Source organism: Pseudoalteromonas sp. SA25 (assembly GCF_011378705.1).
Taxonomy (GTDB): Bacteria; Pseudomonadota; Gammaproteobacteria; order Enterobacterales; family Alteromonadaceae; genus Pseudoalteromonas; species Pseudoalteromonas arctica.
Genome location: NZ_WTKV01000003.1, coordinates 39,347 through 62,283 on the forward strand (window position 1 = coordinate 39,347; position 22,937 = coordinate 62,283).

Genomic DNA, 22,937 nt, shown 5'->3' on the forward strand with positions numbered 1-22,937 from the left:
GCTGCTATTATACTCCAAAACACGAGCTCTGCGCCATTAGTCCCTTAATTTTGTGTGGATATTACTCATATACTTATCTTCAATACTTTTTATATATCCTTGAGCGTGAAGGTTTTTAATTGCTAGGTTTATTTGGGGCAATAATTCTTTATGTTTGCTCAATAAGCGAATTCTTAAAAAACCATGGGAATGCTGTGCGCCAAAGGCAATGTTTATCTCTAACTGCTCTGCCCAATAGAGCGCAGTTAACTTACCTATTAGCGCTGCTTCTACACGGTTTCTTGATAGAGCGGTCATAAGTTCTTTCTCGGATGGAAAGTCAACACGCTCAAAGGTGTTGTCATTAAAGTAATAGTAACCTAGTACCGTTCCTATATTTTTGCCCTTTAAGCTATCAGCGCTTTGCCAGTTCTGGGCATTTTGAGGCAAGGTAACAATCATTTCTGTGGCATAAATAAGGGGTTCTGAAAAAACATAACGAGAGTCATTTCTCTCATCCTTTGGAAGCCATTCTAATGAAATAACATCAAAATCGATTATTTCATCTTGTAAATATTTGGTAATACGCTTTGTGGGTAGGTCGATATGAGAAGCTGCAATATTTGCATCATCGAGTGCTTTTTCAATAATTTCGGGTAATACACCAGGCTTTTCTGGATCATTTGTATAATATGGATAATGACTACCTGACGCGCTAACATTGTATTTGAGGGGAGTAGGGTTAATGCTGGCATAGCTAAAAGATACAAATAGTAGAGGGCTCAGTACTAATAACCGAATAAAGTTAGCCAAATCTCCACCTTTTATATTAATATTTTTATATTAGTGTTATGTAATTTTAACATTTTTGCAATGACGACTATGTTTATCTTATGCGAGTTGCATTAGAGTACACATATTATTGGCTGTTTTGCCATCTCTTATTTATAGGTTTAGAGCCAAGTGAAATTAAATAACATACCTGATGAGGTACAAAAAATAACTCAGTTTGTCGCGCGGCAACCTATTTTTGATATAGACCAGAATGTTTTCTCGTACGAACTGCTTTATCGAGACTCAGTCAACAATGCGTTTCCTGTGGGCACTTCTGATGTGCATGCGACAAGCCGCCTGTTTTTTAATGCATTAATGTTGGTAGGTTTAGATAGACTTACCGCGCATCATTTAGCTTTTATAAACTTGTCATCAGAAACTATTCTCGATAACTTTCCCAAACTTTTATTGCCAGAAAATAGTGTTATTGAAATAGTAGAGCGCACGGGCAATATTCCTGCGGTTGCTGAGCGTGTGCAAGAACTTAAAAAAGAAGGGTATGTTTTTGCACTTGATGATTACGATGGCGATCCAAAATGGGAGCCACTATTAGCACATGTTGATTACATAAAAATTGAGATAGATGATCCGGTTATTAAAACCAATATGCGCATTAAAAAAATAAAACGCGCAAATCCACATGCAAAAATAATTGTTGAACGAATAGAGACGCATGAACAATTTAATATATTAAAATTGGCAGGCTGTGATTTATTTCAGGGGTTCTTTTTCTCTCGCCCAGAAATGATTACGTATAAAGGTGTAGAGCCTTCAAAGTTAACTGTTTTTGATCTATTGCGTTTTACAGCAAAACAAAAACTTTGCTTTAAAGAAGTTCATCAACGAGTGGCCAGAGATGTAGCCATAACAGCCAGGGTTTTAAAGCTGGCTAACGCGCGTTCAGGAAAAGCAAATTTAGTTATTACTTCTATTTCACAAGCGGTTATTTATTTAGGTGAAGATACAATAAGGCAATTTGTTCGTGTATTAGCAATTAGTGAGTTGGGGGTCGAAAAACCAACCGAATTAACTAAGCTTGCTTTAACGCGGGCTCAATTTATGTCGCTTATTTTAGAGCAAAATAATAAAGAGCTGACCGAGCAAGGGTATCTAGTGGGTTTGTTCTCGGTGCTTGATGCTATTTTAGATGCTGATTTAAAAGACATAGTTAAAGAGTTTACCTTAGATGCAGCTATATCTGATGCGTTACTATTAGAGAGCGGCATTTTAGGAAACTGTTTATCGCTTATAAAAGAATTTGAATTAGATAATGTAGATGAAGCTATGGTCCATTTGGCCAACATAAACTCAGAGCTACACATTGGCGATATATTTAATTTTTTACTGGATGCTGTTTTATACAGTGACGATATTATTGAGGCAATAGTAGAATAAATATGCGTAATTGGTTGTCGGTTATAAGTGTAGTGGTTGCTCTTTGTTTATTGTTTCCTGGTATTACAAAACCAGTATTAACAATAGAGGGCAACATAGATAAATCAAAACTAGCGCAAGCGGGTATTGAAATGCTGGCTGAAGAGGGCGATGGTCGAACTCGCAGTATGCTAATGATGTTCTCGAACATGCTAGGGCTTGATAAGTTAGAAGGTGAGATTAGCGCCTATAACAAAACACAAAGTATTTTAGGCACAGTTAAAGAGCTTGCTAGCAATAATAATTTATTTGTAGCCGCTTTAGTGGGGTTGTTTTCTATTGTTATTCCAAGCTTAAAGCTGCTATTACAATTGCTTTATTGTTGCCTACCTTTGAATGGGTTTAAGCAAAAGCTCGGTCTGGTTATTTGTGCATTAAGTAAGTGGAGCATGGTTGATGTATTTGTTATTGCATTAATAGTGACTTACTTAGCAGGTAACGCCCATGGTAAAAGTGGCGAGCTACTTGTTATGAATGCACAATTTGGTGAAGGGTTTTGGTATTTTAGCGCATATTGTATATTTGCAATTATCGCGAGTAACTTAATTAAAACACCTGCTAAACCACAGTCTACATAATTAAAGTATTTGTGGTTGCCGTTAGGTTACCTTACAATCATTTTAAAGTTTATTAAAAGGCATAATGTTGCAACGTTTTTACTCTAGTTTACTCATGATAACTTTACTGCTCACTTTTGTGGGTCAGGCAGTTGCGTCTGTAGCTATGGTATGCGAAATGCCACATATGCCAACTAAGACAGCAACGCATGCCCAAATGCCAATGACACAAAGTAGTGATGCAACAGCTGTCGTTAGCATGTCTGAAAATATGATGCAGATGGATTGTTGCGACGACGAAAGTACGCCACAAAATGACTGTAAATGCCCTATGAGTGGCTGCGCTGCTAACTCAATGCTTAATGTTGATACTTTATTTAGCGTTACTTTACTTGAATCTGAAAAAGTAAATGTACGTGTATTTACTACACAAATTAATATACCTCGTTCACTCTACCGCCCTCCTATGTCTGCTTAATAGCAGGATAGGTGTATGTAAAAATTGCGGTAACCCCGTTTATTGGTAACTCCTAAACACCTTTTTTGCTTCCTAATTTAAGATTTTCTTTTATTTTTAGATGGAGCAGGTGATGAACCACGCTGTAAGTATTAAAGTCGTATTATGTAGTGTTGTGTTATTTAGCACAGCTGTTAATGCGCAAAACAATCAAAATAACCTAAATACCGAAACACTAAAGCAAACTAGTAATGAGCAAACGCTTAGCTTAACGCAAGCGCTTAATTATGCGCTAACGCATGAGCCATGGCTAAAAGCGAGTGGCTACCAAGAAGATGCAGCAATAGCGCAAAGCATTGCCGCTGGCACCTTACCCGATCCTGTTTTAACGGTTGGCTTACTCAACTTACCTACTAACGGTTATGCGTTTGATCAAGAAGGGATGACGCAGCTTAAAGTTGATTTGAGCCAAAAGTTTAGCCGAGGGAATAGTTTAGCGCTTAGACAAAAAGCATTAGCACAGTCTGCTCAACAATACCCTTGGCAGCGCACCGATCGCTTGGCACAAGTAAAAGCAATTGTGATTGAGTCGTGGTTAAACGCGTATCGTGCTCAGCGAAGTATTGCTTTAATTGAGCAAGATAAAGGGCTATTTACTCAACTTATTGACATTACCGAAGCAAGCTACGCAAGCACCTTAGGTAAAACACGTCAGCAAGATATTATTCGTGCGCAATTAGAGCTCACCCGTCTTGAAGATAAGCTGGTTATGCTTGAGCAGCAATTTGAAAGTGCTAAAAACCGTTTAGCACAGTGGTTACCTATAAATATGCTTATGCAGCCTTTAAATACTGAGTTTACTAAAACCGCAGGGCTGGTTGATTTTGCGAGCCTTGAATTTAATGAGCTAATACAGTTGCTTATGGCGCATCCTGCAATTATTGCGATAGATAAAACCGTAACGGCAAAGCAAACCGAAGTTGCACTCGCTAAGCAAAGCTACAAACCTCAGATGGGCGTTAATGTGGGTTATGGTTACCGAGATGATACCCCGATGGGTGAGTCGCGAGCTGATTTACTCTCTGTAGGATTTAGCATTGATTTGCCATTGTTTACTGATAACAGACAAGATCAACAAGTTAAATCGGCTATTGCGAGTGCAGAAGCTATTAAAACACAAAAGCTGGTGGCGCTTCAAAAACTCAAAGGCATGTACTTTAAGGAGTTTAGCCAACTCGCTCGTTTGCAAAAACGCGATGCGCTTTATCAAAATACGTTATTACCGCAAATGTCAGAGCAATCTCAGGCAACACTAAATGCTTATACACGCGACGACGGGGATTTTTCTGACGTGATGCGCGCGCGTATTAGTGAACTTAACGCCAAAATTGATGCACTGAATATTCAAGTAGATCAACATATTATTACCGCCCGCCTTAATTATTATGCAAGTAGCTTAGACCCCCAAGTAATGAGCGAGCAAACTGGAGAATTACACAATGAATACTAATTTAAAGTTACTTGTTGCCGCCTTAGTTGGCGCAGGCGCCTTTGGGTTAATAGGCGGCTTAGTAATGCAGTTTTTACCTAGCAACTCGGCAATGAATGAACAACAAATCGCTGACAAACAGCCCTTATATTGGGTAGCCCCTATGGATAGTAATTACAGGCGTGACGCGCCAGGGCTTTCGCCAATGGGAATGGATTTAGTACCTGTGTATGAAAACGCTAGCAAAGCTCAGGATGGACCAGGTGCTGTAACTATTTCGCCTGCAGTCGTTAATAACTTTGGTGTAAGAACTGCCAAAGTAGAGCTTAAAACACTTCACAGCGATATAAATACTGTGGGTTATGTGCAATATAACCAAGACCAACTTATTCACATTCATCCGCGTGTAGAAGGCTGGATTGAAAGTTTATATGTTAAAGCACAAGGCGCAGAAGTTAAAGCCGGTGAGCCTTTATATACATTGTATTCACCACAATTGGTGAACGCACAGGAAGAGCTTTTATTGGCAGTTAATCGTAATAATACCGTGTTAATTCGCGCTGCAAAGGCGCGTTTAGAGTCGTTAAATGTGTCTGATGGATTTATCGAGCGCTTACAAAAAAATAAAAAGATAATGCAAAATATTACTTTTTACGCAAAGCAAAGTGGTGTGGTAGATGAGCTAACAGTACGAGAAGGCTTTTACGTTAAACCAGGCACATCCATGATGAGTATTGCCCAGCTTGATGAAATTTGGGTAGAGGCGGAAGTGTTCGAGCGCCAATCAGAACAAGTGAGTGTTGGGTTGCCCGTTACAATGACGCTTGATTACTTAAAAGGTCAAAAGTGGGAAGGTAAGGTTGATTACATTTACCCCGCGCTTGATGCTAAAAACCGGACTCTGCGTGTAAGGCTTAGGTTTGAAAATGCAGATCATCGGTTAAAACCAAATATGTTTGCACAAGTGAGCATTCACGCTAAAGCGAGTAAGGCGCAATTTACAGTCCCTAAAGAAGCGGTAATCCGCACACAGCATCAAAACCGTGTGGTTATTGCATTAGGTGAGGGTCGTTTTAAATCGGTAGAAGTTGAAGTTGGGCAAATTAATAGTAATGAAGCGGTCATTTTGTCAGGTGTAATGACAGGTGACACGGTAGTGACTTCAGCGCAATTTTTAATAGACTCTGAGTCGAGTAAAAGCTCCGACTTTAAACGAATGGAAATGCCTAGTTCTAGTATTAGCTCAGGTATGAGTTCGGATTCTGGTTCAGACTCAAATATGAACATGGATATGCAGCCACAAAACGCCACGGTTAACGGCACTATTAATGCCATAGATATACAAAATCGCATTATTAATATTAGCCGAGAAGCCATTGAAAAATGGAATCGAGAACCCGCCACAATGGACTTTGTATTAGCGCCAGATATTGATATTACTAAGTTTGAAAATGCCCAGTATATTAATTTTACTTTTAGCATTATTAATGATGAATTTGTAATCACTAAAGCGCAAAACGCAGAGCCGATTGATCATTCTACTATGCAACCTATGCAACACAGTTCTCACTAGGAGCCATTATGATAACTGCCATTATTCGCTGGTCTGTTGGCAATCGCTTTTTTGTGTTGTTGCTTACATTAATTTTACTGGGTGGAGGGTTGTTTGCTGTAAAAAATACTCCCGTGGATGCCTTGCCTGACTTATCTGATGTTCAGGTCATTATAAAAACCACTTACCCGGGGCAAGCGCCGCAAGTAGTGCAAGACCAAGTTACATTTCCGCTCACCACAGCAATGCTTTCTGTGCCGGGTGCACAAACTGTAAGGGGTTTTTCGTTTTTTGGTGACTCGTACGTTTACGTTATTTTTGACGAAAAAACCGATTTGTATTGGGCGCGTAGCCGAGTACAAGAATACCTAAGCCAAGTAGCGAGTAGATTACCCGATAGCGCTACGCCAGAGCTTGGTCCTGATGCAACAGGCGTAGGTTGGATTTACTTATACGCACTAATTGATAAAACAAATAAACACGATATTAGTCAGCTACGAAGCTTACAAGATTGGTTTTTAAAGTTTGAGCTACAAACTGTGCCCGGTGTATCTGAAGTGGCTGCTGTTGGTGGCATGGTTAAGCAATACCAAGTCAATGTAGAGCCCGATAAATTACGTGCATATGGTATTCCGCTTAGCCTCATTCAAACCGCTATTCAACAAGGCAACCAAGAGATGGGCGCCTCAGTAGTTGAAATGGCTGAAGCAGAATACATGGTAACAAGCACAGGCTACATTAAGAGTGTTGCCGACCTGGAAGCTATTCCGCTTGGTGTAAACGCCAACGGTACTGCGCTGCAATTGCGTGATGTAGCCGATATTAGAGTCGGGCCGCAAATGCGCCGTGGTATTGCAGAGCTAAATGGTGAAGGCGAGGTAACCGGCGGTATTGTTATTATGCGCTATGGCGAAAATGCACAAAAAACCATTGAGCTCGTAAAAGCAAAATTAGAATCGCTTAAAAAGGGATTGCCAGAGGGCGTTGAAATAGTCCCTGTGTACGATCGCTCCAACTTAATAAATAACGCGGTAGATAATTTAACAAGTAAGCTAATTGAAGAGCTTATTGTAGTTGCCTTAGTGTGTGTGGTGTTTTTGTTTCATGTGCGCTCATCGCTGGTGGCGATTATTACATTACCGCTTGGAATTTTAACGGCATTTATAATTATGTATTGGCAGGGGATTAACGCCAATATTATGTCTTTAGGAGGAATTGCAATAGCGATAGGCGCAATGACTGACGGTGCTATCGTCATGATTGAAAATATGCATAAACATATGGAAAAAACCCCCCTTACCAACGAAAACCGCTGGGAAGTTGTGGCTAAATCGGCGAGTGAAGTGGGTCCTGCATTATTTTTTAGTTTATTAATTATTACCGTCAGCTTTATGCCGGTATTTATTTTAGAAGCGCAAGAAGGACGTATGTTTGCGCCACTGGCTTACACTAAAACCTATGCTATGGCAGCGTCTGCTGGGCTTGCGATTACCTTAGTGCCGGTATTGATGGGTTACTTTATTAGAGGTAAGGTCATTTCGGAGCAAAAAAATCCAGTTAACCGATTTCTCGTCGCAGCGTATCGTCCACTACTTAACTGGGTGCTTAAATTTCCAAAAATGACATTGGTACTCGCGGTGGTTGTTTCTGTTATTGGCTTTTACCCGGTAAATAAAATAGGCAGTGAATTTATTCCGCCACTCGATGAGGGCGATTTAATGTATATGCCCACAACGTATCCTGGTTTATCGGTAGGTAAAGCGCGCGAAATACTACAGCAAACCGACAAGTTAATTGCCACAGTACCCGAGGTTAAAACAGTATTTGGTAAAGTTGGGCGAGCAGAAACTGCAACAGATCCTGCACCTCTTACAATGATAGAGACATTTATTCAGCTAAAGCCAAAAGACGAATGGCGCGAGGGTATGACTCTTGAAAAGCTTAAAAAAGAACTCGACGGTTTGGTTAAGTTTCCTGGGCTTACAAATGCGTGGGTAATGCCAATTAAAACGCGTATTGATATGCTCGCAACCGGTATTAAAACTCCCGTGGGCATTAAAGTTGCGGGACCAAAGTTGAGTGAAATTCAAAAAATTGGTCAACAAATAGAAGTGCTTTTAAAAGATGTTCAAGGCACCGCATCGGTTTACTCAGAGCGAGTAGCCGGTGGACGTTATATAAAAGTAGATATAAATCGTGAAAAAGCTGCGCGTTATAGTTTAAACATTAGCGACGTACAGCAGGTTGTATCTACAGCAATAGGTGGTACAAACGTAACACAAACGGTAGAAGGGCAAGAGCGTTACCCTGTTAATTTACGTTATCCGCAAGCATACAGAGACTCGCCAGAAGAGTTAATGTTGTTACCTATTGTAACGCCTACAGGGCAGCGTATAGCACTTGGTGATGTAGCCGATGTATTTATTGAAGATGGACCGCCTGGTATAAAAAGCGAAAATGCACGTTTAAACGGTTGGAGTTTTATTGATATAGATGGCGTTGATATTGGTACTTACGTTGAGCACGCTCAGCAAGTGCTCGATAAAGACCTAATACTACCTGCTGGCTACTCAATTACGTGGGCTGGGCAGTATGAATACATGCAGCGCGCTAAAGACAAACTGACTTATGTATTACCTCTTACATTAGCGATTATTATTGTATTGCTTTACCTTAATTTTAGAAGCTTTGCTGAGGTCACTATTATTATGGCTACGTTGCCACTGGCAATGATTGGTGGCGTATGGCTAATGTATTTAGAGGGCTTTAACTTTTCAGTTGCAGTAGGTGTGGGCTTTATTGCCTTAGCCGGTGTTGCGGTAGAAATAGGGGTCATTATGTTGGTGTATTTAAACCAAGCCTATCAAGAAAAATGCCTCGAAGCAGAGCAAGCCGGAAAACCGCTTAGCTTAGTGCAATTACAGCAAGCTATTATTGAAGGAGCAGGGCTTCGAGTACGCCCGGTTATGATGACTGTCGCGACAATTATTATCGGTTTATTACCTGTACTTTATGGTACAGGCACCGGAAGCGAAGTAATGAGCCGAATAGCAGCGCCTATGGTTGGCGGTATGGGCAGTGCAATTGTACTCACCTTACTTGTTATTCCTGCTGTTTACTTGCTGTGGCGCAAACAAGGACTTAAATAATATAAAACAACAAGACGATAGAGCAATGCTGTTACTACTCACGCATTGCTCTATAAAAATTACCTATAATTTGTAAGTTGTTCTATTAAATAGCTAGTTATTACTCATATTTAAATTAACTAACTGTTTTTAAATGGCTTTTTAATTGGCACGCTTTACGCAGTGTATTACCTATACAGTCAACTAAGTAAGGAATGCACATGCAAGTTAAAACAATTAAAGAGGTATACGATTGGACCGTTTTGTTTCATACGCAAATGGCGGCTAATTTTTATAGCGTAAAGGATTTACTCGATGAACATAATGCAATGCTGGTGGACTACTACCTAAATTACGAAAAAAAACTCGCCGAAGATTTAGTCGGGTTTAAAGCGATAACTGAAATAAATACGCTCGATACGTACAGTTATGAATACTTTGCTAAAAATCCCGAGCTAATTACTTTTGAAGACATTAGTAAAGATCAGCAATTCGATGAAGAAGTCATTCAAGGCTATTTAGCACAGCAACATCAAAAAGTGGTTGAGTTATATGAATACTTACTTGAACGCGCCGAAACTCAAAGTGGGCAAGAAAAGCTTCAGCAAATACTGGAGCTTGAAAAGCAAGGTATAAAGCAAATGATGCAAAGTACTAATCGTCATATGGATATGTAGCTTTACAAAAGAGCGGGATTACTGAGTTTATCTCGCTCTTATTAGCTTTAAGGTGATTATTTAAAATAGCTGATGCTTGCATCGGCTTATTTTATGTCTGCGTTAAATAATCTGCAGAGCATTTTGATGGACTAAAATGGTATGCGTGTCAGTTGTATGGCACGCATAAATGGAGGTTAAACTTCTTCCGTATCTACAATTAAATCACTTGTAATTGATTCCAATGCTTCAATAACTTCGTCTTTATCCATACCATTTGGCAAAGTAACGGTAGCAACAGCGCTAAAAATAGGCACTCCCCAATTAGGTGCACTTTGTTGTCTTGAATTTAAGTGAGTAATATTCGCGCCTTTATGACGTATTACACTTGCCAGTTCTTGAACAATACCAGGACGGTCGTTACCTGTTATAACTAGATTAATTTGCTCTAGTGTTGATGGTTCAATCTCTGTGTTTCCGGTTTCAATACGAACGTCTAACTTAGGTAACTTATTTAAAGCACTTTGTAATGATTGAAAATGCTCCTCAGCAACTTCAAGTTGAATAATACCTGCAAAATGACCTAATAAATGGCTTAAGTTACTGCTTAGCCAGTTGCCATGATTCTGTAATACGACTGATGAGATGCTCTCTACTAAACCAGGGCGATCTTTCCCTAAAATAGTTATAACCAACTGCTTCATAAATAATTCTCTTTTTAAGCCCAAAGAAAGTAAATGCATAGGCATTAAGTATGTTGTCTAATTTAAATTGTGTGTTGTTGCACTTTTTTATAAATCTTTGATTATAAATTAAAAAAATGAATATAGTTGTGTTGACTATACGCAGTATTAATAGTCATTATTATTTACTAAGTACTCTTTTAGTATTGACCTCGATAAATACTTTGTCCAATTATTTTATAATTTAGTTCACTTATAAATCACCTATTTGAAGCTAATTTAGACTTTTCCCTCGTTAGTTTTATTTAAAGCTGTTTTGGAGTGCTTATTATTACTGCTGTAACATTACTGTCATCTTGATGAAATATAATTTATGCAACGTTAAGATTTAAGGGTGTTTTGATGACTTCAAATCCGAATAAGCCGACTTTTAATACGGATCGAAGCCGTCTATTTAAAGATCGGTTTGCCAAGTTTGGCATAACCGCAGGTGGGATAATGGTATTGGTAGCACTGCTATTAATATTCTTTTACCTTCTTTATGTAGTACAGCCAATTTTTGAATCAGCAAAAGTAGAAAAACGCGATAGCTTTCATGTTGCTAATTCACAGCAAGTAGCAGGCTTAGGTGTAGAAGAGCAAACTGAAGTTGCTTATTTACTAAGTCAGCAAGGTCAGGTTGATTTTTACAGTGTTGAGTCAGGTAGTTTTGGTAAAAAACTCAAAACACTTAATGCAGATTTACCAAGTGATGCAACAAGCTTTGCAACAAGCGCGCCTTTTCAAGGGCATTATGCGTTTGGTTTAGAAGATGGCACCGTAATGGTTGTTGCACCTAAATTTTTAGTTACCTTTCCAAACAACGAGCGTAAATTAACACCTCGCTTAGGTTTTCCTCTAGGGGAAATGGCTTTAGAAGTAGATGAACAAGGTGCAGCTATTAAACGCTTTGCATTTAGTCACTATGAAGACAAAACAGCGGTTGTAGCTCTTACAGAAGATAAGCGTGTATTATTTAGCAGCTTTATTGCTGAAGAGAATATGTTTACCGGTGAAGTAGAGTGGGTTGTTGAGCGTACAGAACTTGATGTTAATGGACGTGTAGACGAATTATTAATGTCGCCAGATACAACACGTACTTTTGTACGTTCTGCTAATCAAGTGTATGTATACGATACGCGTGACCCAAGTGATGTAGAGCAAATTCAGTTGCTTTCGGCTAACGAAGAAAATGCAAATATTGTATCTGCACAACTGCTAGCGGGCGCAAACTCACTCATGCTTGCTAATGATAACGGTGAGGTTTCGCAGTGGTTTGAAGTAAACACTGACACAGGCCGTGAATATCAAAAAATTCGCTCATTTGAAACAACTAAGCAAAGTAAATTAAATGTATTTACTGAGTTTTACCGTCGTACTTTTTTTACTACCGGCAATAATGGTGAGCTAGGTGTGTACTACACAACCAGCGAAGCAAAACTTTGGCAGGGGAAAGTAAGTGAAGGCGCAATAGAAAACTTTGCAATTGCACCACGTTCAAATGCTGCGTTAATTTTAGCGGATAATAAGCTAACAGTATTAGACATTCATAACGAGCACCCAGAAGTTACGTGGTCAGCACTTTGGCAAGAAGTGTGGTACGAAGGTTACCCAGAGCCAGGTTATATTTGGCAGTCAACATCAGCCAGTGACGACTTTGAATCTAAGTTTTCACTTGTGCCAATTTCGTTCGGTACATTAAAAGCAGCACTTTATGCGATGTTGTTTGCTGTACCAATCGCGCTTTCGGCGGCTATTTACACGGCATACTTTATGTCGAGCAAATTACGTAAAGTGGTTAAGCCTACCGTTGAAATAATGGAAGCATTACCAACCGTTATTTTAGGTTTTTTAGCGGGTCTTTGGTTAGCCCCATTAATAGAAGAGCACTTACCTGCCATTGTTGGGTTACTCATATTATTACCTTTAGGTATGTTAGCGACAGGTTTAGCCTGGACTAAATTACCAACAAAAATACGCCATAGAATTCCTGATGGTTCGCATTCAATCATCCTTATTCCGGTCGTTTTACTTATTGGTTGGTTTTCGTTTGCTATGAGCGAATTTGTTGAACTTTGGATGTTTGACGGCAATGTACGTCAGTATTTAACAAATGAGCTAGGTATGACATTCGATCAACGTAACTCGCTTGTTGTTGGTATTGCGATGGGTTTTGCGGTTATTCCTACTATATTCTCAATTGCAGAAGACGCGGTATTTAGTGTTCCAAAGCATTTATCAAATGGCTCATTAGCATTAGGTGCAACGCAGTGGCAAACACTAATACGTGTTGTATTACTAACAGCAAGCCCAGGTATTTTCTCTGCGGTAATGATGGGACTTGGCCGAGCAGTTGGTGAAACCATGATTGTACTTATGGCAACCGGTAATACACCGATTATGGATTGGAGCATTTTCCAAGGTATGCGTACGCTTGCAGCAAATATTGCAGTTGAAATGCCAGAGTCAGAAGTAGGTAGTTCGCACTATAGAATATTATTCTTAGCAGCCTTTGTATTATTCATATTCACATTCATTTTTAACACAGTCGCTGAGTTTGTTCGCCAGCAACTGCGTGAAAAATACAGCTCAATGTAAGCGGAGAGACATGACATGGTAAAGCAGTGGTTTAAGTCTGGTTCTCCTTGGATTTGGATGACCGGTGGTGCAGTGAGCATCAGTTTGATTTCAGTTTTAGGCTTATTAGCAATGATAGCCTGGAAAGGGTTAAGCTTTTTCTGGCCTTCAGAAGTTGTACAGTTTGAACTTGAAGGGTCGATTGCAAAGCAAACCGTTATTGGCGAAGTTTACGACCGTGAATTAGTACCAAAAACACGTTTAGCCGCGACAGGTATTGATGTTAGCGGGTTTGAAAAAGAAGAAATAGAGCGCTTACTTATTAAAACAGGTAACCGCGAATATGTAGATTTAGATTTTCGTTGGATATTAGAAACCGACATAACAAATAAAACAGCACCAGCGGCGCTTGCAGTATTTGAGCGTAGTAAAAACGGTAACTTTTATGGTTATGTGCAAAACGTTATTAAAGACGGTCAACCGGTTAATGGCGACAAAATAGAAGCACTACATGAGCTTGTTGAGCGTGCGGTTGATTTGAACGACGAAGCACTTGATTTACAAAATGGCGACATTGGGCATATTAACTACGCACTTGAACGCTTACGTTTAAAAGAAAAAGGCTACTTACTTGATAACGCTCTCACTGATGAACGTGTTGCTGGGCTTGCTCAAGCACGTGCTGAATTACGTGCAGAGTATGGTGTACTTGAAAAAGATTTATTTGCACTACGCAAACAAGCTAAACGTGACCACGTAACTGTAAAAGATATGCGCGGTGAAGTTGTTACAATTCCTATGTATCAAGTACTTGATGTTTGGTTTCCAAACGATATGGGCTTTTTTGCAAAGCTAGGCCACTACTTTGTGCAACTAGGTAAGTTTGTATCCGATGATCCACGTGAAGCAAATACAGAAGGCGGTGTTTTCCCTGCTATATTTGGTACTGTATTTATGGTTATGCTGATGGCTGTAATTGTGACGCCGTTTGGCGTTGTTGCTGCAATTTACTTACACGAGTACGCCGCAAAAAATGCAATCACTAAAATGATTCGTATCGCAGTGATTAACTTGGCCGGTGTTCCTTCAATTGTATACGGTGTATTTGGCCTCGGCTTTTTTGTATACATGTTAGGTGGTAGCTTAGACCAATTATTTTATCCAGAATCGTCGCCAACGCCAGTATTTGGTACGCCAGGTGTAATGTGGTCTGCATTAACGCTCGCCATACTAACGCTGCCAGTTGTTATTGTATCGACTGAAGAAGGTTTATCTCGTATTCCAAGTACCGTACGTGATGGTTCACTAGCGCTTGGCGCAACAAAAGTTGAAACGTTATGGCGCATAATTATTCCAATGGCAAGCCCTGCAATTATGACAGGTTTAATACTGGCAGTTGCACGTGCTGCAGGTGAAGTTGCACCGTTAATGCTAGTAGGCGTTGTAAAAATGGCCCCTACATTACCACTTGATGGCAACTTCCCGTATTTTCACTTAGATAGAAAGTTCATGCACTTAGGCTTTCATATATACGATGTTGGCTTCCAAAGCCCTAATGTTGAAGCGGCACGCCCGCTGGTATACGCAACGGCCTTTTTATTGGTGTCGGTGATTATTACCCTAAACATAACGGCCATTGGTATACGTAACCATTTACGTGAAAAGTACAGATCGCTTGAACACTAATTAGTAAAGATTTTATAGGTAACAAAAATGATTACAGTCGCTCCAAAAGTAAACCAAGCTAATATAGGCCAGAAGTTAGACCTAGAAAATTTAACGGATGACCAAAAAGCGCTAGAGATTAAAGATCTCGATCTTTACTACGGTGATAAGCAAGCGCTTAATAAAGTAAATATGAACATTCCAAAAGGCCAAGTAACTGCGTTTATAGGACCATCGGGCTGTGGTAAATCAACTCTATTACGTTGTATTAACCGCATGAACGATTTGGTAGATATTTGTCGTATTGAAGGTGAAATATTACTTCACGGTCAAAATATTTACGATAAGAGCGTAGATGTAGCAGCACTTCGTCGTAATGTAGGTATGGTGTTTCAGCGTCCTAACCCATTTCCTAAATCAATTTATGAAAATGTGGTTTATGGCCTACGCTTACAAGGCATTAAAGAGAAGCGTAAGTTAGACGAAGTGGTAGAGCAATCACTTCGTGGTGCTGCTTTATGGGATGAAGTAAAAGATAGATTACACGATAGCGCGTTTGGCTTATCGGGTGGTCAGCAACAGCGTTTAGTGATTGCTCGCTCAATTGCAATTGAGCCAGAAGTTCTTTTATTAGATGAACCTACATCAGCACTTGACCCTATTTCTACTTTGGTAATCGAAGAGCTAATAAACGATTTAAAAAACCAATTTACCGTTGTTATTGTTACACATAACATGCAACAAGCAGCACGTGTATCTGATCAAACAGCCTTTATGTATATGGGCGAATTGATTGAGTACTCAGACACAAATACCTTATTTACTACACCAACGAAGAAAAAGACCGAAGATTATATTACCGGTCGTTACGGTTAATTAGCCCGTTGTAGCGTGTTGTGCAAGATTAAGAGAGAAGGTAACTATGGAACATAATATTAATAAACATATTTCTGGGCGTTTTAACCAAGAACTAGAAAATGTACGTAATCATGTATTAAGTATGGGTGGCTTAGTTGAGCAGCAGTTAAACAGTGCGCTTGATGCGGTGAGTCGTAACGATGCAGAGCTTGCTCAAAAGGTACGTCAGAACGATTATAAAGTGAATGCAATGGAAGTAAGCATTGATGAAGAGTGTACGCGTATTATTGCTCGTCGTCAGCCTGCAGCAAGTGACCTGCGTTTAGTGATTGCAATTGCTAAAACAATTGCTGATTTAGAACGTATTGGCGATGAAGCTGAGCGAATTGCTAAAGTTGCACTAGACTCATTTACCAAAGATCAGCAAGATTTATTAGTAAATATTGAAAACATGGGCCGCCAGGTTTTAAAAATGCTACACGACGTACTAGATGCATTTGCGCGTATGGATGTGCAACGTGCATTTCAAGTACATAAAGAAGATGCAAAAGTTGACCGCGAATATGAAGCCATCACACGTCAAATAATGACTTACATGATGGAAGATCCACGCTCAATACCTAAAATCATGGACTTAGTCTGGTCTGTTCGCTCATTAGAGCGTATTGGTGATCGCTGTCAGAACATTGCTGAATACATTATTTATTTTGTTAATGGCAAAGATATTCGCCATACATCTCAAGAAGATATAGAAAAATCACTATGATTTTTTACCCATCATGCTTTTCTATTAAAGCGGCTTAGTGTCGCTTTGTGTATTGCAAGCTTTAGTGAAGTAATAAAAAGCGTTCACAATCTTGGTTAATACTGTAAAATTCATGCTGCAAAGCATATCAATTTGATTAAAGGGTCAGTTATGCCTACAAACGCGTTTTTAGGAGTATTTGCAAAATCTCCTATCAAACCAATGGAAGAACACATCAAGAAGGTTCATCAAGCAAGTAAAGCTTTGATACCTTTTTTTAATCACGTATTTAAAGAAGAGTGGGTACAAGCAGAAGAGCTTCGCATCACTATTCGCAATTTAGAACGTGAAGCTGATGATATGAAAAGAGATATACGTTTACAATTACCGCGTGGTTTATTCATGCCGGTAGAGCGTACAGATCTTCTCGAACTAGTAACTCAACAAGATAAAATTGCCAATAAAGCAAAAGATATTGCAGGGCGAGTGATTGGTCGTGAAATGACCATTCCAAAAGTTATGCAAGCTGATTTCTTAGCTTACTTAACCCGTTGTGTAGATGCGACTAAACAAGCATCTAAAGCAATTAACGAATTAGAAGAATTGCTAGAAACGGGTTTTAAAGGTCGAGAAGTCACCTTAGTAGAAAAAATGTTAGTTGAATTGGATGCCATAGAACAAGACACGGACGAAATGCAGATAAAAGTACGCCGCCAGCTACGTGATGTAGAGGGTGAGTTAAATCCAATTGATGTTATGTTTTTGTACAAAATCATTGAATGGGTTGGCGAGCTTGCAGATATTGCAGAGCGCGTAGGATCACGTCTTGAGCTGATGTTAGCTCGTTAATTTAAAATCAGTTCAAACACGAAAGATTAAGGTTTTACAATGGATATCATTGCATCTTACGGCACGGTATTAATTTTAATTGCCGCAGCAGTCGGCTTTTTTATGGCTTATGGTATTGGCGCGAACGACGTAGCGAACGCCATGGGCACATCTGTAGGTTCAAAAGCGCTAACAATCAAACAAGCTATTTTTATAGCGATGATTTTTGAATTTGCAGGCGCTTACTTAGCAGGTGGTGAGGTTACATCAACAATTCGTAAAGGAATTATCGATGCCGCACCATTTGCAGACATTCCTGAACTTATGGTTCTGGGTATGATTTCGTCTTTATTTGCAGCGGGTGCTTGGTTATTAATGGCCTCGTTCTTGGGTTGGCCAGTATCAACGACTCACTCAATCATTGGTGCAATCATTGGTTTTGCGTTAGTTGCTGTTGGTACTGAGGCGATTCAATGGGATAAAGTAGGTGGTATTGTTGGTAGTTGGATTATAACGCCCGCCATATCAGGCTTTATTGCATACTTAATATTTATGAGTGCACAAAAACTTATTTTTAATACAGATGCACCACTAAAAAATGCTAAACGCTATGTACCACTTTATATGGGTTTAGCAGGTTTTATAATGGCCTTGGTTACAATTAAAAAAGGCTTAAAGCATGTTGGTGTTGATTTAGGTGCAGCCGAAGGGTACGCCTTAGCAATAGCTGTAGCAGTTGTCGTTGCTATAATTGGTAAAATTGCTATTTCTCGTTTAAATATCGATCCAAAAGCAGATAAACAAATGCAATTCAACAATGTTGAAAAAGTGTTTGCTGTTCTTATGGTATTAACAGCATGTTGTATGGCCTTTGCACATGGTTCTAACGATGTTGCTAATGCAATCGGTCCACTAGCTGCTGTTGTAAATATTGTTGAAAACAATGGTGAAATTGCTAAAAAAGCGGCTATTGCTTGGTGGATTCTACCTCTAGGTGGTTTTGGTATTGTTGCGGGTCTTGCTATTTTGGGCAAAAAAGTAATTAAAACGATTGGTGAAGGCATTACACATTTAACGCCTAGCCGTGGTTTTGCTGCTGAACTAGCCGCTGCTTCTACCGTTGTTATTGCATCAGGTACTGGTATGCCAATCTCTACTACTCAAACCTTAGTGGGTGCGGTATTAGGTGTAGGTATGGCACGTGGAATTGGTGCACTTAACATGGGTGTTATCAGAAACATTGTAGTTTCTTGGGTAATTACATTGCCAGTTGGCGCTGCCCTTGCTATTGTTATTTTCTACGTACTAAGAACCGCATTTGGGGTTTAACAAAAAAGTACTCAAAGACTTTTAGCTTGAAAAGATCTCAATGCCCTAGGTGTTGGGGTCTTTTTATTTGTGGAAAGAAAAAATGACCAATCTTCCAAGTATCAAACAGCTACAGTATTTATTAGCTGTTCATCAACATCAGCACTTTGGCAGAGCTGCCAGTGCCTGTTTTATAGGGCAATCTACTTTAAGCAGTGCTATTCAAAATCTTGAAGAAACGTTGGGTTGCCAGCTTATTGAACGCGAAAATCGCAGCCTTATGTTTACCAGTATTGGTGAAGAAGTTGTTGAGCGCTCTCGTAAAATAATTAACGACACAATTAGTTTAAAAGAGCTCACTAAAAGCTTTTTAACACCGCTGAGTGGTAAATTAACAGTGGGTGTTATACCTACAATTGCTAGCTTTATAGCGGCTCCTCTGTATCACTTTTGTAAAGAAACCTTTTGTGATTTAGAGTTGGTATTAATAGAAGATACGAGTGATAAGCTACTGGATAAACTTGAGCATGGGCATATTGATTTAGCGCTACTTGCACTGCCATACGAAACCGATAAATTTCATACACAAGTATTGGCAAAAGATCAGTTTAGTTTAGTGCACCATAAGGACTACAGCGCTGCAAAGGGCGTAGTCGACTTTAATCTATTACCAGAGGCTAGCGTATTCTTACTCGAGCGTGAGCACTGTATGACAGGCCATGCGCTTAGTGCATGTCATTTAAACCGTGCTAGTTGTATTAACCCATTTGAAGCAGCAAGCTTGCATACATTATTGAGTATGGTTGAGCATCAGCTCGGGGTGACTTTTTTACCACAAATGGCGATTAACGCCGGAATTTTAGATAATAAAAATATGGTGGCGACACCATCACAAAGCGATGCATATAGAGATATTGGCATATTGTGGCGTAAAACTACGGGGCGGATCCGCGACTTTAAGTTATTTAGTCAACAGCTTGAGATATTTTTAAAGCGCCAATGTAGTTTAGATTTTTCTAAATAAGAATAGGAAATGAATGAAAGCAGCCTATAAAGGCTGCTTTTGATTTTGAAGATGGCTTTCAAAAGGCTCAAGTTCGGGTAAAAATAGTAAATAAATCCATACCACCAAGTTAAAGTAAGGCACGCAACCTAATACAGTAAAAACCTTAACTGGGTAGCCTTTAATATTTGCGTAACGATAACACTGATACGCGATTGCAAAATGTATAATCAGTAATAACATAACTAGCTGTGTCATACCTTTCTCCTTAAAAGCTTAAATAGCTTTGAAACCCACTATAAATATCAGTACTACGTCGCCAAAAGGTAATGTCATGTTTTTAAAGTGAAATACATCAAAAGGCACGACATTTTTATTTGATACTGAAAGTATAGGCAAGAAAGGTAATATTGGTAGTAACAAATTGTTTAATTTTGTTTATTTTGGGCTAGCTTGTTGTTGGTAAAACGTTTTATTTTTTGAAATTTTTTCAAGTTCATCTTTTACTTTTTCAACAGGTACTGGGCGTGCAATAAAGTAGCCTTGTCCATAATCAACACCTATCTCTTTTAGTGCAAAAAATATCTCTTCGTTTTCAACGTACTCAGCTACAGAGCGCTTATCGAGAGACCGACTAATATCATTTATTGCTTTTACTAACGCTAAGTCTATAGGGTCATTAAGCATGTCGCTTACAAATGAGCCATCAATTTTTACATGTTGTGCTGGAAGCTGCTTTAAATAGTTAAATGTACTAAAGCCAGTTCCAAAATCGTCAATAGAAAAATGACAGCCTAAGCTATTAAGCTTCTCAATCATTTTACGAGTCGCTTTTAAGTTGTTAATACTTGCTGATTCAGTTATTTCAAAAATTATCCGCGAAGGGGGCACGTTATACTTTTCAAGGTTTGATTCAATTAATGGCAATAAGCGTTCATCTAAGAATGATTGTGCTGACAAATTAATAGCAACTTGGTTTAACTCTGGGTGCTTAGACACACAAGCAACTGCATTACGTATAACGCATTGATCCATCAAAAATGTGTCGTTAAGCATCTCTAAAGAGGGAATAAATTGATTTGGGTACACAAGTTCACCTTTGAGTTTTAAGCGTAAGAGCGCTTCAAAATAAGCAACTTTACACTCTTTAAAATCCCAAATAGGTTGGTAATGCAGTTCAATATTATCTTGCTGCAATGCTTGGCGAATTTCGTGACCCCATTCAAGCCCAGTTTGAAGCGTATTGTTTTGAGCGTCCTCTTTTGAGTAGCAATGTACTAAGTTACGCCCTAAATTTTTGGCAATATACAAAGCAATATCGGCTTGCTTTAAACATTCATTAGGATCATTGTTTTGTGTCGTAATTTGAGTTAAACCGATAGAGCAGCTAATTGTGTATATCTGATCTTCTGATTTAAAAGCATGTTTTTCTATTGCGCTGCACACACCTTCAGCAATAAGGTGTGCATCTAGTAAATTCATATCGGTAAGTATTACTGCAAACTCATCGCCGCCTATTCGGCACACTAAATGGTTTTCGCCAATATTTGCTTTAAATAATTGCGCGACTTCTTTTAATACTATGTCACCTTGGTGGTGACCTTTGCTGTCGTTTATTATTTTAAAGTGATCGAGGTCAATATAAATAACAGCATGCTCTATGCCATCATACGTGTATTTATCTTGGCATATTTTATTAAGCTGTTGATCAAAGTAATAACGGTTATGTAAACCAGTTAATGGGTCATGGTGTGCTAAATGACGTAGTTGGATCTCTGCTTGTTTACGTTCGTGTATGTTGTCGATAGTGGCGGTTATGGTCGCGTTATTACGACTATTTTTGATTAGCTGTAATCTGCATTCGACCCAAATTAAATTGCCATTTTTATGGGTGAGCTTTACTTCTATTTGTTGCTGTTGCTCGCCACCATGTAAAATGTCATTAATAGTATAATTTAGTCTTCCTTTATCTTCGTTATTACAATAAGCGCTTAATGGGGTTTGTAGTGATGATTTAACACCAAAACCGCTTAATGTCTCCCATGCAGGGTTAATAAAACGAATATGCCCTTGCTGATCAAGCTCTAAAACAACCGTATTTAAATGCAATAAAATACGCTGATGAGCCGAAAATAACTCTTTGTAACGCACTTCGCTCACGCTTAGTTGCTCTACTTTGTAAGCAAACTCAGCATAACTCACCATAAAATCTTCACGTCGTGCGGCGTGGTCACACACTTTGTTTAAAAATGAAGGGTCGTATGGGGCTCTAATAAAATCGGTAACACCAGACAGCAAAAGCTGCTCAGCGTAATCAGCATCATCACTTTCTATAATCGTAACAATAGCTTGTTTAGAATTGTGCTGTAGGATTTCTTCAACGAGTACACTTGAGCTCTCTGCACTTGATGTAGTGGCATCGAGTAGCACAATTGAAAACTGCTGTTGGTTGTAAGCGTTTAGTGCTGCCTTGGCTGAGGTAACGTGAGTAATAGCAAAGTTTAACTTTAGCTGTTCACTTATTTTGTCGGCCGTATTTTGAAGTGGCTCTAATAATAATAAATTTAGTCGGCTACTTTTTTCTAAGTGAGTAGATAAAACATTCGCAAGTACTTGAGGGAGCATATCTTTGTGCTCAAATGGTAGTACAGCATCTATCCCGTAGCTTCGGGCTGTTGTTTCGGCAATACGCTCACAGTAAATTGGCGGAATAAGTAAAATTGGGGTGTTTTTTGGTGTTTTTAATAATCCTGAGCGGATCATCCTCGAAAAGCGCCAGCCGTCAATTTTCCCAACATTAATGCCCGTTATTATAATATCAACAGGGTGTTGTTTTAAAAGCTTTAAAGCTTGTTGGCTATCTTGCGCATCAATAAAGGTAAATACATTTAAGCTATCTAAAGTGCCCTTAATCGCGCGACGTTCAGCACTACTTGCGTTTAATATTAGCAATTTAAGCTGGTTTGGCACGTGTTGAACACCCCTAATGTAACTTATAATAATTCAGCCGAACAAGAATAGTGACATTTAACCATAAGAACAAGAAAATTTAATGAGAAACACGCAAACAAGATATTATAAGTTTGGCTGATTTCTTGAGCTTAATATCCGATACATATACACTTGGCGCGATTTTAAATGATGT

Annotated in this window: 18 protein-coding genes; 14 read left to right on the top strand and 4 right to left on the bottom strand. The window is 39.1% G+C overall.

All coding sequences use genetic code 11. The features are described from left to right. Positions 1 to 36: 36 nt before the first annotated feature. The gene (locus GQR45_RS03095) at positions 37 to 792 is read right to left on the bottom strand and encodes a transporter substrate-binding domain-containing protein (RefSeq protein ID WP_165725112.1); all 756 of its coding nucleotides are present in this window, start codon (positions 790 to 792) and stop codon (positions 37 to 39) included. 150 nt (positions 793 to 942) lie between these two features. Here GQR45_RS03095 and GQR45_RS03100 point away from each other — a divergent pair, with 150 nt between their 5' ends. From GQR45_RS03100 to GQR45_RS03130, 7 genes are all read left to right on the top strand, one after another. Further along, positions 943 to 2,208: an HDOD domain-containing protein gene (locus GQR45_RS03100; RefSeq protein ID WP_165725113.1), complete on the top strand. Its 1,266-nt coding sequence runs from the start codon at positions 943 to 945 to the stop codon at positions 2,206 to 2,208. A 2-nt stretch (positions 2,209 to 2,210) separates the two neighbouring features. Next, positions 2,211 to 2,825 (top strand): paraquat-inducible protein A, encoded by a 615-nt coding sequence (locus tag GQR45_RS03105; RefSeq protein WP_007586454.1) that lies wholly within the window; start codon positions 2,211 to 2,213, stop codon positions 2,823 to 2,825. A gap of 94 nt (positions 2,826 to 2,919) precedes the next feature. Continuing rightward, positions 2,920 to 3,282 carry a hypothetical protein gene (locus GQR45_RS03110; RefSeq protein ID WP_225913250.1) on the top strand — a complete coding sequence of 121 codons (363 nt, stop codon included), beginning with the start codon at positions 2,920 to 2,922 and terminating at the stop codon, positions 3,280 to 3,282. Positions 3,283 to 3,394: 112 nt separating this feature from the next. Then, positions 3,395 to 4,771 carry a TolC family protein gene (locus tag GQR45_RS03115; protein ID WP_165725114.1) on the top strand — a complete coding sequence of 459 codons (1,377 nt, stop codon included), beginning with the start codon at positions 3,395 to 3,397 and terminating at the stop codon, positions 4,769 to 4,771. Continuing rightward, positions 4,761 to 6,323, top strand: a complete 1,563-nt coding sequence (locus tag GQR45_RS03120; RefSeq protein ID WP_165725115.1) for an efflux RND transporter periplasmic adaptor subunit — start codon at positions 4,761 to 4,763, stop codon at positions 6,321 to 6,323. The genes GQR45_RS03115 and GQR45_RS03120 overlap by 11 nt, the downstream gene beginning before the upstream one ends. A gap of 8 nt (positions 6,324 to 6,331) precedes the next feature. Further along, positions 6,332 to 9,451 carry an efflux RND transporter permease subunit gene (locus GQR45_RS03125; RefSeq protein WP_165725116.1) on the top strand — a complete coding sequence of 1,040 codons (3,120 nt, stop codon included), beginning with the start codon at positions 6,332 to 6,334 and terminating at the stop codon, positions 9,449 to 9,451. A 200-nt stretch (positions 9,452 to 9,651) separates the two neighbouring features. Then, positions 9,652 to 10,107, top strand: a complete 456-nt coding sequence (locus GQR45_RS03130; RefSeq protein ID WP_165725117.1) for a hypothetical protein — start codon at positions 9,652 to 9,654, stop codon at positions 10,105 to 10,107. A 176-nt stretch (positions 10,108 to 10,283) separates the two neighbouring features. On the opposite strand, the gene GQR45_RS03135 is transcribed toward GQR45_RS03130, so the two are convergent. Then, positions 10,284 to 10,790 carry an ACT domain-containing protein gene (locus GQR45_RS03135; RefSeq protein WP_007586460.1) on the bottom strand — a complete coding sequence of 169 codons (507 nt, stop codon included), beginning with the start codon at positions 10,788 to 10,790 and terminating at the stop codon, positions 10,284 to 10,286. Between the two features lie 381 nt (positions 10,791 to 11,171). Here GQR45_RS03135 and GQR45_RS03140 point away from each other — a divergent pair, with 381 nt between their 5' ends. From GQR45_RS03140 to GQR45_RS03170, 7 genes are all read left to right on the top strand, one after another. Beyond that, positions 11,172 to 13,406, top strand: coding sequence for an ABC transporter permease subunit (locus GQR45_RS03140; protein ID WP_165725118.1), 2,235 nt, complete (start codon positions 11,172 to 11,174; stop codon positions 13,404 to 13,406). 15 nt (positions 13,407 to 13,421) lie between these two features. Next, positions 13,422 to 15,071 (top strand): phosphate ABC transporter permease PstA, encoded by a 1,650-nt coding sequence (pstA, locus tag GQR45_RS03145; RefSeq protein ID WP_165725119.1) that lies wholly within the window; start codon positions 13,422 to 13,424, stop codon positions 15,069 to 15,071. 27 nt (positions 15,072 to 15,098) lie between these two features. Continuing rightward, complete coding sequence (pstB, locus tag GQR45_RS03150) at positions 15,099 to 15,926, top strand: phosphate ABC transporter ATP-binding protein PstB (RefSeq protein WP_007586464.1); 828 nt, start codon at positions 15,099 to 15,101, stop codon at positions 15,924 to 15,926. A 46-nt stretch (positions 15,927 to 15,972) separates the two neighbouring features. Beyond that, positions 15,973 to 16,674, top strand: a complete 702-nt coding sequence (gene phoU, locus GQR45_RS03155; protein ID WP_007586465.1) for a phosphate signaling complex protein PhoU — start codon at positions 15,973 to 15,975, stop codon at positions 16,672 to 16,674. Positions 16,675 to 16,824: 150 nt separating this feature from the next. Next, positions 16,825 to 17,502, top strand: coding sequence for a TIGR00153 family protein (locus tag GQR45_RS03160; protein WP_002957838.1), 678 nt, complete (start codon positions 16,825 to 16,827; stop codon positions 17,500 to 17,502). Positions 17,503 to 17,541: 39 nt separating this feature from the next. Beyond that, positions 17,542 to 18,810 carry an inorganic phosphate transporter gene (locus GQR45_RS03165; protein WP_007586466.1) on the top strand — a complete coding sequence of 423 codons (1,269 nt, stop codon included), beginning with the start codon at positions 17,542 to 17,544 and terminating at the stop codon, positions 18,808 to 18,810. 82 nt (positions 18,811 to 18,892) lie between these two features. Then, the gene (locus GQR45_RS03170) at positions 18,893 to 19,813 is read left to right on the top strand and encodes a hydrogen peroxide-inducible genes activator (RefSeq protein WP_007586467.1); all 921 of its coding nucleotides are present in this window, start codon (positions 18,893 to 18,895) and stop codon (positions 19,811 to 19,813) included. A 24-nt stretch (positions 19,814 to 19,837) separates the two neighbouring features. Here GQR45_RS03170 and GQR45_RS03175 read toward each other — a convergent pair whose 3' ends face one another. Both GQR45_RS03175 and GQR45_RS03180 read right to left on the bottom strand, forming a co-directional pair. Further along, complete coding sequence (locus GQR45_RS03175; protein ID WP_002957835.1) at positions 19,838 to 20,050, bottom strand: hypothetical protein; 213 nt, start codon at positions 20,048 to 20,050, stop codon at positions 19,838 to 19,840. Between the two features lie 180 nt (positions 20,051 to 20,230). Further along, complete coding sequence (locus tag GQR45_RS03180) at positions 20,231 to 22,762, bottom strand: GGDEF domain-containing protein (RefSeq protein ID WP_165725120.1); 2,532 nt, start codon at positions 22,760 to 22,762, stop codon at positions 20,231 to 20,233. Positions 22,763 to 22,937: the final 175 nt, after the last annotated feature.

Coding starts and splice junctions, on each gene's coding strand:
- pstB (WP_007586464.1), top strand. CDS start 15,099: ATGATTACAGTCGCTCCAAAAGTAAACCAAGCTAATATAGGCCAGAAG.
- GQR45_RS03170 (WP_007586467.1), top strand. CDS start 18,893: ATGACCAATCTTCCAAGTATCAAACAGCTACAGTATTTATTAGCTGTT.
- GQR45_RS03105 (WP_007586454.1), top strand. CDS start 2,211: ATGCGTAATTGGTTGTCGGTTATAAGTGTAGTGGTTGCTCTTTGTTTA.
- GQR45_RS03160 (WP_002957838.1), top strand. CDS start 16,825: ATGCCTACAAACGCGTTTTTAGGAGTATTTGCAAAATCTCCTATCAAA.
- GQR45_RS03165 (WP_007586466.1), top strand. CDS start 17,542: ATGGATATCATTGCATCTTACGGCACGGTATTAATTTTAATTGCCGCA.
- GQR45_RS03135 (WP_007586460.1), bottom strand. CDS start 10,790: ATGAAGCAGTTGGTTATAACTATTTTAGGGAAAGATCGCCCTGGTTTA.
- GQR45_RS03140 (WP_165725118.1), top strand. CDS start 11,172: ATGACTTCAAATCCGAATAAGCCGACTTTTAATACGGATCGAAGCCGT.
- GQR45_RS03130 (WP_165725117.1), top strand. CDS start 9,652: ATGCAAGTTAAAACAATTAAAGAGGTATACGATTGGACCGTTTTGTTT.
- pstA (WP_165725119.1), top strand. CDS start 13,422: ATGGTAAAGCAGTGGTTTAAGTCTGGTTCTCCTTGGATTTGGATGACC.
- GQR45_RS03115 (WP_165725114.1), top strand. CDS start 3,395: ATGAACCACGCTGTAAGTATTAAAGTCGTATTATGTAGTGTTGTGTTA.
- GQR45_RS03110 (WP_225913250.1), top strand. CDS start 2,920: ATGATAACTTTACTGCTCACTTTTGTGGGTCAGGCAGTTGCGTCTGTA.
- GQR45_RS03125 (WP_165725116.1), top strand. CDS start 6,332: ATGATAACTGCCATTATTCGCTGGTCTGTTGGCAATCGCTTTTTTGTG.
- GQR45_RS03175 (WP_002957835.1), bottom strand. CDS start 20,050: ATGACACAGCTAGTTATGTTATTACTGATTATACATTTTGCAATCGCG.
- GQR45_RS03120 (WP_165725115.1), top strand. CDS start 4,761: ATGAATACTAATTTAAAGTTACTTGTTGCCGCCTTAGTTGGCGCAGGC.
- phoU (WP_007586465.1), top strand. CDS start 15,973: ATGGAACATAATATTAATAAACATATTTCTGGGCGTTTTAACCAAGAA.